At 60.5% G+C, this 12,691-nt stretch carries 13 protein-coding genes; 7 read left to right on the top strand and 6 right to left on the bottom strand.

What is annotated here, in order from left to right; all coding sequences use genetic code 11:
- Positions 1-13 precede the first annotated feature (13 nt).
- On the top strand, positions 14-883 hold the full coding sequence (locus tag ACR0C6_RS15765) for an OmpA family protein (RefSeq protein WP_480620123.1): 870 nt from the start codon (positions 14-16) through the stop codon (positions 881-883).
- On the opposite strand, the gene ACR0C6_RS15770 is transcribed toward ACR0C6_RS15765, so the two are convergent.
- The gene (locus ACR0C6_RS15770; RefSeq protein WP_171637331.1) at positions 876-1,838 is read right to left on the bottom strand and encodes a sodium-dependent bicarbonate transport family permease; all 963 of its coding nucleotides are present in this window, start codon (positions 1,836-1,838) and stop codon (positions 876-878) included. The two genes, ACR0C6_RS15765 and ACR0C6_RS15770, sit on opposite strands and share 8 nt — an antisense overlap.
- 98 nt (positions 1,839-1,936) lie before the next feature.
- On the opposite strand from ACR0C6_RS15770, the gene ACR0C6_RS15775 reads away from it, so the two are divergent.
- Complete coding sequence (locus ACR0C6_RS15775) at positions 1,937-2,854, top strand: hydrogen peroxide-inducible genes activator (protein ID WP_171172024.1); 918 nt, start codon at positions 1,937-1,939, stop codon at positions 2,852-2,854.
- A gap of 52 nt (positions 2,855-2,906) precedes the next feature.
- Here ACR0C6_RS15775 and ACR0C6_RS15780 read toward each other — a convergent pair whose 3' ends face one another.
- The gene (locus ACR0C6_RS15780) at positions 2,907-3,812 is read right to left on the bottom strand and encodes a LysR family transcriptional regulator (RefSeq protein ID WP_152459401.1); all 906 of its coding nucleotides are present in this window, start codon (positions 3,810-3,812) and stop codon (positions 2,907-2,909) included.
- 230 nt (positions 3,813-4,042) lie between these two features.
- Between ACR0C6_RS15780 and ACR0C6_RS15785 the strand changes: the two genes are divergently transcribed.
- Both ACR0C6_RS15785 and ACR0C6_RS15790 read left to right on the top strand, forming a co-directional pair.
- Positions 4,043-4,483 carry a DUF4399 domain-containing protein gene (locus ACR0C6_RS15785; RefSeq protein WP_480620125.1) on the top strand — a complete coding sequence of 147 codons (441 nt, stop codon included), beginning with the start codon at positions 4,043-4,045 and terminating at the stop codon, positions 4,481-4,483.
- 99 nt (positions 4,484-4,582) lie between these two features.
- The gene (locus ACR0C6_RS15790; RefSeq protein ID WP_480620127.1) at positions 4,583-5,191 is read left to right on the top strand and encodes a LysE family translocator; all 609 of its coding nucleotides are present in this window, start codon (positions 4,583-4,585) and stop codon (positions 5,189-5,191) included.
- A gap of 21 nt (positions 5,192-5,212) precedes the next feature.
- Here ACR0C6_RS15790 and ACR0C6_RS15795 read toward each other — a convergent pair whose 3' ends face one another.
- Positions 5,213-7,240 (bottom strand): FAD-dependent oxidoreductase, encoded by a 2,028-nt coding sequence (locus ACR0C6_RS15795; RefSeq protein ID WP_480620129.1) that lies wholly within the window; start codon positions 7,238-7,240, stop codon positions 5,213-5,215.
- Positions 7,241-7,377: 137 nt separating this feature from the next.
- On the opposite strand from ACR0C6_RS15795, the gene ACR0C6_RS15800 reads away from it, so the two are divergent.
- Complete coding sequence (locus tag ACR0C6_RS15800; protein WP_480446677.1) at positions 7,378-7,869, top strand: RNA pyrophosphohydrolase; 492 nt, start codon at positions 7,378-7,380, stop codon at positions 7,867-7,869.
- Positions 7,870-7,949: 80 nt separating this feature from the next.
- Positions 7,950-9,215, top strand: coding sequence for a SulP family inorganic anion transporter (locus ACR0C6_RS15805; RefSeq protein ID WP_480446678.1), 1,266 nt, complete (start codon positions 7,950-7,952; stop codon positions 9,213-9,215).
- Here ACR0C6_RS15805 and ACR0C6_RS15810 read toward each other — a convergent pair.
- From ACR0C6_RS15810 to nth, 3 genes are all read right to left on the bottom strand, one after another.
- Positions 9,185-9,895, bottom strand: a complete 711-nt coding sequence (locus tag ACR0C6_RS15810; protein ID WP_480620131.1) for a glutathione S-transferase family protein — start codon at positions 9,893-9,895, stop codon at positions 9,185-9,187. The genes ACR0C6_RS15805 and ACR0C6_RS15810 overlap by 31 nt on opposite strands.
- A 149-nt stretch (positions 9,896-10,044) precedes the next feature.
- Positions 10,045-11,034 (bottom strand): adenosine kinase, encoded by a 990-nt coding sequence (locus tag ACR0C6_RS15815; protein ID WP_480620133.1) that lies wholly within the window; start codon positions 11,032-11,034, stop codon positions 10,045-10,047.
- A complete protein-coding gene (nth, locus tag ACR0C6_RS15820) occupies positions 11,031-11,675 on the bottom strand; it encodes an endonuclease III (protein WP_171117154.1) in 645 nt (214 codons plus the stop codon). The genes ACR0C6_RS15815 and nth overlap by 4 nt, the downstream gene beginning before the upstream one ends.
- A 116-nt stretch (positions 11,676-11,791) precedes the next feature.
- On the opposite strand from nth, the gene ACR0C6_RS15825 reads away from it, so the two are divergent.
- Positions 11,792-12,643 (top strand): bifunctional helix-turn-helix domain-containing protein/methylated-DNA--[protein]-cysteine S-methyltransferase, encoded by an 852-nt coding sequence (locus ACR0C6_RS15825; RefSeq protein ID WP_480620135.1) that lies wholly within the window; start codon positions 11,792-11,794, stop codon positions 12,641-12,643.
- Positions 12,644-12,691: the final 48 nt, after the last annotated feature.

Raw genomic sequence — 12,691 nt, forward strand, 5'->3', positions numbered from 1 at the left:
TGTTGCCCTGCTGATGACAGGACCTGTTGCCGCGCAGGACCTGACCCTGCCGGCCAGTGCCCGACAGATCAGCGACCGAACATCGCCGCTGGACAGCTATGACCTGCCGACGGGGCCTTATGCAAATGGCTCGGTTCCCGCAGAAACGCGCGAAGGGCGCGTGGAACGCTATACGTGGCGGCTTCAGGCGGGGTCGAGCACGACATTGCAGCTGCTGGCACCGTTGCGGGACCAGATCGAGGCGCAGGGCTACAAGATCCTGTTCGAATGCGACGCGCGGGTTTGCGGTGGTTTCGACTTCCGCTTTGGCACCGAGGTCGTGCCAACCCCGGACATGTATGTCGCCATTCAGGATTACCGGTTTTTGTCGGCCACCAAGGGGCCGGTTGCCCTCAGCCTGCTGGTCAGCCGCAATCCCCCGGATGGCTATGTTCAGATGATCCGGGTCACACCCCAGGACGCGCCGGACCCGGACCCTGTGGTGGTCGAGCAAGCCGTGGAAGGCCCGGTCGGATTGCTGGAGGCCTTGGCCACAACAGGCCACGTGATCCTGGATGACCTGCATTTTCCGACGGGCGAGGTTGCCCTGGGCGAAGGGCCGTTTGACTCGCTGACCTTGCTGGCCGAATACTTGACCGACAACCCGAACACACGCCTGGCGTTGGTGGGGCACACTGATGATACCGGTGCCTTGCAGGCAAATATTGCGGTCAGCAAAAGCCGGGCCGAGGCGGTGCGAACCCGCCTGATCGATGCGCATGGCGTGGCACCCGACCGGATCGAAGCACAGGGCGTTGGCTATCTGTCTCCGCTCACATCGAATGCAACCCCGGAAGGGCGCGATCTGAACCGTCGGGTCGAAGCCGTATTGCTGGTCAACTGACCCACCACAGGTACAGCGGCAATCCGACGGTGATGTTGAACGGAAACGACACCCCCAGCGACAAGGTCAGATAGATCCCGGCCTCGGCCTTTGGAAGGGCGATCTTCATCGCGGCGGGAACCGCGATATACGAAGCCGAGGCTGACAGCACCATGAACAGGAACAAGCTGCCCTGTGGCAAGCCGATCACGGCACCTACCGCCCAGGCCATAAATGCGCCGATCAGGGGCATCAAGACACCAAAGGCGAACAGGCCAACCGACAGCTTGTCTCGGTTGCTGATCAGGCTGCGCCCTGCCGACAGGCCCATATCCAGCAGAAACAGGCACAGGATTCCGGTGAAAGGCGTCACGATGAAGGGCGCGATCATCTGCATGCCTTCACCACCGGTGATGGCTCCGATCAGGAAGGCACCGGTAAGCAGAACGATCGAGCCGTTGGCCAGCAGATCGCGCCACAGTTTGTCATCCTTGACGCCATTGCTTCCGGTCTTGTGCGCCAACCAAAGCGCCGACAGGATTGCGGGCACCTCCATCGCAGCCGCAACGGCCACCATGAATCCGTCATGGGTCAGCCCCACCAGATCCAGCAGGCTAGTGGCTGTAACAAAGGTTACGATCGAGATCGAACCATAGTGCCCTGCCACCGCCGCCGCGTTCAGCGCATCCAGCCGTGTCATCACCCTGAGCAGGCCAAAGGCCACGAAGGGGATGGTAAAGGACAAGGCGACACCGCCCAGCAGCGTCAGGAACAGTTGCAGGTGAATGCCATGCGCGGCCAGACTGGCACCGCCTTTGAACCCGATGGCCAGCAGCAGGTAAAGCGACATGAACTTGGCCGCGCCCGCAGGAATGGACAGGTCACTGCGTACAAAGGCCGCCAGAAGCCCAAGGGCAAAAAACAGTATGGTCGGCACCAGCAGGTTGCTGGACAGTGTCTCGATCACTCCGGGCATAATTGACTCCTGATCCCTCGTTTTCGGGTTAGGTGCCTTGCAAAACTGATTTCGCCAAATACTATCTTTCTAAGTTATATATAGTTTCAGGCTATGAAATGCGCCCGACATTGCGGCAGTTGGAATACATCGTTACGGTCAGTCGCCTTGGGCGATTCAGTTTGGCTGCCGAGGTGCTGAATGTCAGCCAGCCCAGCCTGTCGACGCAAATTGCGACTGTAGAACAAGAACTTGGCGTTCGGATCTTTGAGCGTAACCGTGGTGGTATCCAGGTGACGGCGAAGGGAGAAGAGTTCATCTTGCGCGCACAGAAGATCCTGGCAGAGGTCAAGGACCTGCGCCACGCCATGTCGAACGATATGCCCGTCGGAGGAAGGTTGCGACTGGGGGTTTTGCCTTCGATCGGGCCTTATCTGTTGCCGCAAGCCATCAAACAGGTGCACCGGATTCGCCCCGGATTGCGCATTGCGGTGCGCGAGGAAAACACACTGGATCTGGAACAGGGTCTGAAATCCGGTCGATTTGATCTGATATTGTCCACGCCCGAAGACCATCCGAATACCGTGCAACACCGGTTGTTCAACGAACCTCTTTGGGTCGCGGTTGCCGTTGATGACGTTCTGGCGCGGGATTTGCAGGGTGTCAGTGCCACCGATCTTCAGAACCGGATTTTCCTTACCCTGGATCAAAGCCACCGCCTGTCGCGCATCGTCTATGCATTGGCGGCGGAATGCGGTGGGGTTGTTTCGGATGAGTATGAAGGCACGACGCTTGATTCCATTGTTCTGATGGCGGCTTCGGGTGTTGGTGTTGCGGTACTGCCTGATCTTTATGCTCGCAGACAGGGGATCTACCGCGACGAGGTGCGATTGCGACCGCTGTCCATCGCCAATGCAAATCGCGATATCGCCCTGTTGGCACGCAGTTCCGAAACCCCACCGCCGGGTCAGAATGTGCTGACGGACAGCTTGCGCACTTCCGCCCGGTCCATGGGACTGTCAGTAATCGACCCGTAAAAAAAGGCCCGCACTTTTACATGCGGGCCGAAGGTTGGTCTTCAGGGAGAAATTACCAGTCCATCGGACCCTTCCCGTGGAAGGAATCAACGAGGAAATCGATGAAGGCCCGCACTTTGGGTTGCGTAAAGCGGCCCGGCGGGTAGACGGCGTAAACGCCTTGAACTTCGTCAGGCAGGGACGGCATTGCATCGACAACCAGCCCGGCCTTCAGGGCTTCAGCGTAAAGATAGCTGGGCAGATAGGCGATACCCAGGCCGGAAACCGCTGCGTTCAACAGGGATTGGCCATCATTGACACTCAACCACCCGGCGGTACGAACCTGACGTTTTTCGCCGGATGGCGCGGTCAGTTTCCAGACATTGCCCGAGGATTGGCTGGAATAATGCAGCAGCTTGTGTTCGTTCAGATCATCGATCTTCTGCGGCCGGCCGAACCTTTCGACATAACTGGGCGCGGCGACCATGCGTTTGACCGTCTCGGTAAGTTTGCGGGCGCGCAATGTGCTGTCTTCCAGCTCACCAATACGCACGGCCACGTCAAATCCTTCGGAAATCAGCTCGACATAGCGGTTGTTCAAAACCATGTTCACAGTGATGTCGGGGTAGGCTGCAAGGAACTCGGACAGAACAGGTGACAGGTGATTGACGCCGAAATCCGTGGCAACGCTGATGCGCAAAAGACCAGACGGGGCCGATTGCATTGAAGTGACCAGTGAATCCGCTTCTCCGGCATCATTCAACACGCGCCGCGCGCGGTCATAATAGGCCAGCCCGATTTCCGTTGGTGAAACCCGGCGCGTGGTGCGGTTCAACAGCCGCGCTCCCAGGCGCGCCTCAAGGCTTGATACGTGTTTGGACACAGCTGATTTGGAGATGCCCATCTTTTTGGCCGCATCGGTGAAGCCACCCTGGTCCACCACATTGGCGAAGGCTTCCATTTCGGTCAGTCGGTCCATACTCGTCGTTCCCCAGATCTTGATTTACGTCCTGACTATGGCGCTGAATCTGGGCGGAAACGGGGCAGACATGGGATAATATCAGGGATTTGAATCGGATCGTTTGCGTATGGGAAACGTAGAAACAGTGGTTTCCAAACGCGCCTCAGGCATTGTGACGCTGTGTTTTTCAGGCAATCGCGCTAAGGTATCGCATTGAGAATGGCATTTTTGTGACCAGGGAGGAGATCATGAGAACCTTTTTCGCCATTGCTGCGCTTTGCCTTTCGGTGGGCTTTGCGCATGCCGGAGGAGAGACCCCGTCGAATCCTGATGCAAAGGTCTATTTCGTCAACCTGTCGGATGGCGACACCGTGCAATCACCGGTCACGGTTGTCTTTGGCCTCAGCGGCATGGGCGTCGCACCCGCCGGAACCGAGAAAGAAAACACCGGGCACCACCACCTGTTGCTTGACCGTCCTCCGCTGGGTGAAGGCGAGGATGGCGCGGCTGAGTTGGCAAATGGATTGCCCGCCGACGATAATCACATGCACTTCGGAGGCGGCCAGACCGAAGTAACGCTGGATCTGTCGCCGGGCGAACACACGCTGCAATTGGTTCTGGGCGACGCCGGGCATGTGCCGCATTCCCCGCCGATTGTATCCGAGGTGATCACGATCACCGTGGAATAGCCGCAGGCCGTTGAAACCGTCCGTTCGGTACATGTGATGGAAAGGCGTTTACATTTTCGGCGCACTTAGTGAATCTGCCTGCATTTGCAGGGGATAATAATGTCGCTGGAATTCTTCATCACATCATTGATTGTTGTTTTGCTGCCGGGTACCGGCGTCATCTATACTTTGGCTGTCGGTCTTGGGCGCGGGTTTCGCGCAAGTCTCGCCGCAGCCTTCGGATGCACACTTGGGATCGTTCCGGCGGCCTTGGCCAGCATCATCGGACTTGCAGCCTTGCTGCACACCAGTGCCGTCGCGTTTCAACTCATCAAATATCTTGGCGTCTTGTACTTGTTCTACATGGCATGGGGAATCCTGAAGGACGGCGGTGCCATGGACGTCGCGGCGGAGAAATCCGCAAAAAGCGACTTTAGAATTGCCGTGACAGGAACGCTGATCAACGTTTTGAACCCAAAGTTGTCGCTATTCTTCCTGGCCTTTCTGCCTCAATTCCTGCCGGCGAATGCAGCAAATGCAGGAATGGAACTGGCCAAACTGGCGCTGGCCTTCATGGCCATGACATTTGTTGTTTTTGTCGGGTATGGCGCATGCGCCGCACTGGCGCGGGACTATGTGATCCGACGCCCTGCTGTGATGGCGTGGATAAAGCGGTGTTTCGCAACCGCTTTTGGTGCCTTGGGTGCAAAGCTCGCGCTGTCGGACTGAAGACACTCTGAACGAGTGGCTTCAGAACTCTGCGGCAAGGCGTGTGCCCTGATTGATCGCGCGTTTGGCGTCAAGTTCCGCGGCCACGTCCGCGCCGCCGATCACATGCGGGGTGATCCCGCGTTCGATCAGCGCGTCGGCCAGCGACCGCTCGGGCACCTGTCCTGCACACAGAACGATCGTATCCGCCTTGATGACGGTCGGATCGGCGCGCTCTTCTCCGAACGAGACATGCAGCCCCTCGTCGTCTATGCGTTCATAGTTCACGCCGCCCACGAAGTTGACATCCTTCATCTTCAGCGTGGCGCGGTGGATCCAGCCGGTGGTCTTGCCCAGCCCCTTGCCATGCGCCTGCTTCTTGCGTTGCAGCAGCGTGACCTGCCGCTTGGGCGCTTCGGGCTGCGGACCTTCGGGTGCCAGGCCTGCGCGGTGCTGCTCGGGGTCGGCGACGCCCCATTCCTTCATCCACAAGGGCAGGTCGGTGGTGGGTGAATGGCCTTCTTCCAGCAGGTATTCCGACACGTCGAAGCCGATGCCGCCGGCGCCGATCACGGCCACCGATTTGCCCACCGGGGCCTTGTCGCGCAGCACGTCGATATAGTTCACGACATTGTCGCGGTCCTCGCCCGGGATCTGCGGGTCGCGCGGGTTGACGCCCGTGGCGATCACCACCTCGTCGAACCCGACCAGATCGTTGGCGCCGACTTTGCGGCCCAGTTCGACCTTGACGCCCAGATCGTTCAGCATGGTGCGGTACCAGTCCACCAAGCCCCAGAACTCTTCCTTGCCCGGCACCTGCTTGGCCATGTTCAGCTGCCCGCCGATCTCGTCGGCCTTGTCGAACACGGTCACGTCATGGCCGCGCTCCGCCGCCGTCATCGCCGTGGACAGGCCCGCCGGACCCGCGCCCACGATGGCCACGCGCTTGGGCGTGGCGGCCTTTTCGATCACCAGCTCCGTCTCGTGGCAGGCGCGCGGGTTCACCAGGCAGGAGGTCAGTTTGCCGCTGAAAGTGTGATCCAGACAGGCCTGGTTGCAGGCGATGCAGGGCGCAATCCTGGCCGAGTCACCTGCCATCGCCTTGGCTACGAAATCCGCATCCGCCAGCATCGGCCGCGCCAGAGAGACCATGTCGGCACAGCCCTCGGCCAGCACCTGCTCGGCCACTTCGGGCGTGTTGATCCGGTTCGAGGTGATGACCGGAATCCCCACCTTGCCCATCAGTTTCTTCGTCACCCAGGCAAAGGCCCGGCGGGGCACCGATGTGGCGATGGTCGGAATCCGCGCCTCGTGCCAGCCGATGCCGGTGTTGATGATCGTGGCCCCGGCCTTTTCGACCGCTTGCGCCAGTTGCACCACCTCTTCGAAGGTCGAACCATTGGGTACAAGGTCGATCATCGACAGCCGGTAGATGATGATGAAATCGGTGCCCACCGCCTCGCGGGTGCGGCGCACGATTTCCAGTGGCAGGCGCATCCGGTTCTCATAGGACCCGCCCCAGCGGTCTGTGCGCTTGTTGGTGTGGGTCACCAGAAACTGGTTGATGAAATACCCCTCGGACCCCATGATCTCGACCCCGTCATAGCCCGCCTTTTGGGCCAGCACGGCGGCGTTCACGATGTCACTGATCTGCTTTTCGATGCCGTCCTCGTCCAGCTCGGTCGGCGGGAAAGGCGAGATCGGCGACTTCACCGGGCTGGGCGCCACGCATTTCGGCCCATAGGCATAGCGACCCGCATGGAGGATCTGCATCGCGATCTTGCCGCCCGCCTGATGCACCCGGTCGGTGACGACGGAATGATTGGCCACGTCCTTGTCGCTGGTCATCATTGCAGCCCCCGGCAGGACCGAGCCTTCGAGGTTCGGCCCGATGCCGCCCGTGACCATCAGCGCCACGCCACCGCGCGCGCGGGCGGCATAGAACTCGGCCACCCGGTTCCAGTCGCCGGTTTCCTCCAGCCCGGTATGCATCGAGCCCATCAGGACCCGGTTCTTCAACGTGGTAAAGCCCAGATCCAGTGGTGCCAGCATGTTTGGGTACACAGTCATGGCAAAACTCTCCCTCCTGAATTTGCGTGATAGATTGACGTTCGCGTAAACTTTGTCACGCGAAACCCCACGTCACCCTCTTTGCTGTTGCGCCGGTGATTGCTAGAGGTGGGTGAAACAACACGATGAGGCCGCGCGTGACCCCCGAAGAAATTGCCAAACTGCCCTATCGCCCCTGCGTCGGGCTGATGCTGATGAACGATCAGGGCCAGATCTTCGTCGGTCAGCGCAACGACCGGTTCGAGGACGCGTGGCAGATGCCACAAGGCGGCGTGGACAAGGGCGAAGACCCTCGTGATGCGGCCTTGCGAGAGCTGTGGGAAGAAACCGGTGTAACCGGCGATCTTGTGGAAATCGTGGCCGAGACCGAAGGCTGGCTGCCCTATGACCTGCCGCATGATATCGTGCCCAAGATCTGGAAGGGCCGATATCGTGGGCAGGAGCAGAAATGGTTCCTGATGCGGTTTCTGGGAACCGACGACCAGATCGACATCGAAACCGACCACCCCGAGTTCACCCGCTGGAAATGGCAGGACCCCGAGCGCCTGATCGCCGAGATTGTGCCCTTCAAGCGCGAGGTTTACGAGCAGGTGTTGAAGGCGTTCGGCGCGCATATTCGTCGCACTTGACGTGGTATTGAATTAGGTACAAGTCTGATGCGCTTTTATGGCCGCCCGACAGTGTGCGGCCAAATGGAGTGGTGGATTTCATGCGCCAGCCAAAGATCCTGACGACGCTCAAAACCTATGACATGACCCAGTTCACGGCGGATCTGATCGCCGGGATCTCGGTTACCATGGTGGCCCTGCCGCTGAGTCTGGCGATTGCCATCGCCTCGGGTGCCGACCCGGCGCAAGGGTTGGTCACGGCCATCGTCGCCGGGTTCGTCATTTCGGCGCTGGGGGGCAGCCGGGTCCAGATCGGAGGCCCGACCGGCGCCTTCATCGTGGTGGTGTTCGGCGTGATTGCCGAACACGGCTATGACGGGTTGGTCATGGCCACCTTCATGGCGGGCTTCATCCTGCTGATCGCGGGTTATTTCCGGGCCGGGCGGTTGATCTCGTTCGTGCCCGAAGCGGTCGTCAACGGCTTTACCATCGGCATCGCCGTCATCATCGCCGCCAGTCAGATCAAGGATTTCTTTGGCCTGTCGATTCAGAATCTTCCCGCCGAATTCCTTGAAAAAGTGCCCGCGCTGTGGGCTGCGCGCGACACGCTGAACCTGCCGGACACGGGAATCGCCCTGCTGGCGGCGGTGTTGATCGTGGCCCTGCGCCAGATCGCGCCACGTTTTCCGGGGCTCATCATCGCGGTCGGCGTTGCCTCGGCGCTGGTCGCGCTGATGGGGCTGGGGGTCGACACGATCCATTCGCGGTTCGGCGATCTGCCTTCGACCCTGCCGGCGCCGCAGCTGCCCGATCTGTCGCTGTCGCGCTTTGTCGAGCTGTTCCCCTCGGCCGTCACCATCGCCTTTCTGGCGGGGGTTGAATCGCTGCTGTCGGCCATGGTTGCTGATCGCATGATCGGCGGACAGCACCGGCCCAACGCAGAACTGACGGCGCAGGGCGCGGCCAACATCGCCTCGGCCCTGTTCGGAGGGCTGCCGGCCACCGGCGCCATCGCGCGCACGGCGACGAACATCAAGGCTGGCGGCAAGACGCCGGTGGCCGGCATCATCCACGCGCTGGCCATCCTGCTGATCATGCTGGTCGCGGCCCCGGCGGCGGGCTATCTGGCCATGCCGGCATTGGCCGCACTGCTGATGATCACCGCCTGGAACATGAGCGAGCCGCACAAATGGGGCGAATACGCCCGCGCGCGCCCCAGCGATCGGGCGCTGCTGTTGCTGACCATGCTGCTGACCGTTTTCATCGACCTGACCGTTGCCATTGGTGTGGGTGTCGCCATCGGCCTGGCCTTGCGGCTCAGCCGACGTGAGTCGGTTCAGACGGACTGGACCCCGCCCGACCGGTGAGTAACCGGCGTGCCGTCGGCCTCATAGCCGATGACCCCCGGTTCCCACCACCAAATCGGGTTTGCCTTGAAACTGTCGCGCGCGTCCAGCCGGTCGAGCAGCGCCGAAACCTTGTGGTACCGGTCCAGCTTCAGATCTACCCCAAGCGGCCTTGCCTGCACGAAACGCACATGGGCGGCCAGAAAGATATCCTGCATCGACAGGTAGCCCGGCACGAAACCGTCCTCGCCGGTCAGCCGGTTCTCCAGCCAGTCCAGGATATGGGCCAGCTTCTCGGCTGACCGCTGAAGATGCGTGTTCTGGCCCACGCTCACGCCGGACCACTTCATTTGCGAGATGGTCGTGGCCGCGTTGCCGAAGGTCTGGATAGTCGAGAACACCAGCTTGTCCTGCCACTGCGCGTCCCCGGGCCGAAAGGCAAAGGGCGCCAGTTTCGGCGCGGCCTGCGGCCTGTCCGGATAGGTCGACAGCAGGTATTCGACGATGGTGCCGCTTTCCCACAGCACAAGATCGCCGTCCCAGAATGTCGGCACCTGCAATGTTGGAGTAGCCTGCGCGCGTTGCTCGGCGCTGGGCGTGGTGATTTCCTCTCGCCTTTCGTAATCTAGCGAAAGTTCGTCCAGAACGATCCTGACCGCCCTTGCAAATGGCGATCCCGTCGTGAACAGCAGTGCTCTCATGACAGCCCCCCTTTTTTGATGCTAAAAGCATAACGCTGTCAGAGCCGGCCCTGCCAGTAGAAAAGGGGCGCCGAGGCCCGGTGTTCAGGCCGCGCTCGCAGAGTCGAGCCGAATTTTTTCCCGAAGAAAGGCGCGGGAAACCCGCGTCCTCAAACCAACCGTTCTTCCCTCAGCAGCTCCAGCATGTTCGCCTCGGGGCGGGGGCCGATATGGCTGATGACTTCGCGGGCACAGACATTGCCGATGCGGGCGCAGGTCTCGTAATCGCGTCCCGTCGCCATGCCGAACAGGAACCCGGCGGCAAACTGGTCGCCGGCACCTGTTGCGTCAACGGGGACGACCTTCTCGACCGGTACGTCAATGCGAGCATCGCCGTTCATAACCGTCACCCCGTCACCCGAACGGGTGCAGACCACCAGCGGGCAGATCGCCGACGTGCGCCGCAGCGCCTCTTCCAGGTCGTCGGTCTCGAACAGGGATTTGATCTCGGCCTCGTTGCCGATCACGAAATCCAGCTCGTTTTCAATCAGCAGCAGGAAATCCACCCGATGCCGTTCCACGCAGAACGGGTCGGAAATGGCGATCCCGGCTTTGCCGCCACCTTTGTGACAGGCACGTGCGGCCTCAAGGAATGCCGCCTTGCCTTTTTCCTTGTCGAACAGATACCCCTCGAGAAACATGATCTGGCTGTTTCCTGCGACCTCATCCGGAACGTCCTGAGACGACAGTTCCGAGGAAATGCCCAGATAGGTGTTCATCGACCGCTCGCCATCAGGCGACACAAAGATCATCGAGCGTGACGTGGGCAATTCGCCACCCGGAACAGGCGGGTTCACGAAGTCGACGCCATCTTCGTTCATCGCATCTGCATAGAACCGGCCCAGAGCGTCATCGTGTACCCGGCCGATAAACGCTGCATCCAGCCCAAGCGCGCCTGCGCCCGCAATGGTATTGGCCACCGAGCCACCCGGCGTTTGAACGCGGCTTTCCATCGAGGCGTACAGCACCTCGCCGCGTTCCTGTTCGATCAACTGCATGATGCCTTTGTCGATGCCCATCAGCTCCAGAAAGCTGTCATCGGCCTGGGAAATCACGTCCACAACGGCATTTCCGATGCCGGTCAGTTGATAAGTCTTCATAGGGTTTTGTCCTCGAATTGGCAGAGATCACGGATGATGCAGGTCGGGCATTGCGGCTTGCGCGCCTTGCAGTGGTACCGACCATGCAGGATCAGCCAGTGATGCGCATGAAGTTGAAAGTCAGCGGGAATATTGTCTTCGATGGCGCGTTCGACCGTGTCCACATCCTTGCCGGGGCAAATACCGGTGCGGTTGCCGACGCGAAAGATATGGGTGTCCACCGCCTGCGCCGGTTGCCGCCACCACATGTTCAGAACCACGTTGGCCGTCTTGCGGCCCACACCCGGAAGGGATTGCAGGGCAGCCCGGGAATTGGGAACCTCGCCACCATATTCGTCAACCAGGATACGGCTGAGCTTGATGACGTTCTTGGCCTTCTGGCGGAACAAGCCAATGGTCTTGATGTGCTCGATCAGGCCGTCCTCGCCCAGATCCAGCATCTTTTGCGGCGTGTCGGCGATCTTGAACAACTCGCGCGTCGCCTTGTTGACGCCCGCATCCGTGGCCTGCGCCGAAAGGGCCACGGCGACGACCAGAGTATAGACATTCACATGCTCCAGCTCGCCCTTGGGTTCCGGGTCGGCCTCTTGAAAGCGCGTGAAAATCTCGCGGATCGTATGATAGTCGAGTTGCTTTGCCATCCGGGCCTTAATGCCGTCCACCGCGCCCTGACACAAGCACAAAGCCAATGCGCAAGTTCCGGGTCGCGACAGCGTGGCCGGCGCGCTATGGTTTTGTCAGATTATGAGGTGGAACCATGAACGTCCAGACCCCAGAAAGCGGTTATCATTACAACGTCATGCGCCGGGCAATCGAGTTGATCGATCAGGGCGGTGAAGGCCTGAGCCTTGATGAACTGGCCCGCCAGATGGATATGAGCCCGGCCCATTTCCAGCGTTTGTTCTCGCGTTGGACCGGGGTGTCACCGAAACGGTATCAACAATACCTGACGCTGGGCCATGCGAAGGCATTGTTGCGTGAACGGTTTACGACATTGGAAACGGCCCACAATGTGGGCCTGTCCGGCAGCGGGCGTCTGCATGATCTGTTCCTGAAGTGGGAATCGATGAGCCCTGGCGAATATGCCCGAAAAGGCGAAGGTCTGACGATCTATTGGGGGTGGTTCGAATGCCCCTTTGGCCCTGCGCTGGTCATGGGGACCGACAAGGGTGTCTGCGGCATCGCCTTCGGTGCCGAGACCGGCGAAGAGGCCGCGATGGAAGACATGACCTCGCGCTGGCCCAAGGCAACGTTTGTCGAAGATCCGATGCGCCTGCGTCCTTGGGCGCTGAGTGCTTTTGGCGCTGCCAGCGACCGGTTGGAGCCGACGCCGGTTTTCCTGATCGGATCACCTTTGCAAATCAAGGTGTGGGAAGCGCTGATGCATATCCCGTCCGGGCAGGTCACGACCTATTCCGAGATCGCCCAGCGAGTCGGCTCGCCGCAAGCCGTTCGCGCCGTGGGAACGGCAGTTGGCCGCAACCCGGTCAGTTGGTTGATCCCCTGCCATCGGGCATTGCGCAAATCAGGTGGTCTGGGGGGCTATCACTGGGGCTTGCCTGTCAAGCGTGCCATGCTGGCCTATGAGGCGGCGCAGGCAGACGCCTGATTGACATACGGCCCAGCCGCTGCCAAAAGGCACCTCAGGTTCGGGTCC

Source organism: Ruegeria sp. AL12, from assembly GCF_056540885.1.